At 39.3% G+C, this 781-nt stretch carries 2 protein-coding genes; both read right to left on the minus strand.

The window, feature by feature from the left end; translation table 11 throughout:
- On the minus strand, positions 1-168 hold a 168-nt coding region (locus tag ACRCJ0_RS17025), incomplete at its 3' end, for a phosphate acyltransferase (RefSeq protein ID WP_431391340.1).
- Positions 169-316: 148 nt separating this feature from the next.
- Positions 317-781, minus strand: a 465-nt coding sequence (locus ACRCJ0_RS17030; RefSeq protein WP_431391339.1) for an FGGY-family carbohydrate kinase, incomplete at its 5' end; no start/stop codon positions are given.

The raw sequence follows: 781 nt of genomic DNA on the forward strand, positions 1-781 counted from the left end.
TTTTAATTCTTCTGGGTTACCTAATAAAACCGGTTCAAGAATCCCTTCAGCTTTCAAACGCACAACAGCACCTAGAATACGCTCATCGTACCCTTCTGGGAAAACGACACGCACATTTTTATCTTGGATCTTGGCCTTTAAGCTATCAAACATATCCATTTTTAACATTCCTCCTCAGAAATTTAAAACGCTTACTATCCTTATTTTACACAATTCCAAAACATTTGTCATAACAAATACTGCAAAGATGTGCTGACATTACATAGCAGACGCTCAATCAATTATTCGCCCAATTTTGAACGCAAATCTGCCGTTTTTAATACAAAATCGTTTTCGTTATTTGGTCAGCAGAGTCTGCGTATTTTTGATACATCAAAAATTTTTCTTTGTATTTGTCAGCCATTTGTCCATCCGGCGCTATAGTGGAAAATGACAAGTCTTGCCATAAGTTAGGCCCTTCTACAAGCACACCGGCCCCAATCAAGCTTGCATCGTCCCCTGACACATATTGCAGGGTTATACCCATAATATTTGCAATCCATTGGCCAATTTTGGGGTCCGCAAATATTTTTCCATTTACTTGAATCATTTTTTGGTTTAAATCAGCGGTCTCAAAGACCATATCTACCACTTGGCGAATTTCAAAAAAGACCCCTTCAAAGACAGCTTTAGCCATATCCAACTGGCTCGTGTGCCCTTGAATCCCTTTAAATTCAGCTTGTAAGTAGGCATTCCAATACGGCGCTCTTTCTCCGTTTAAGAATGGCAAGAAATAAGGGCC

The sequence above is a fragment of the Aerococcus sp. L_32 genome (assembly GCF_050689315.1).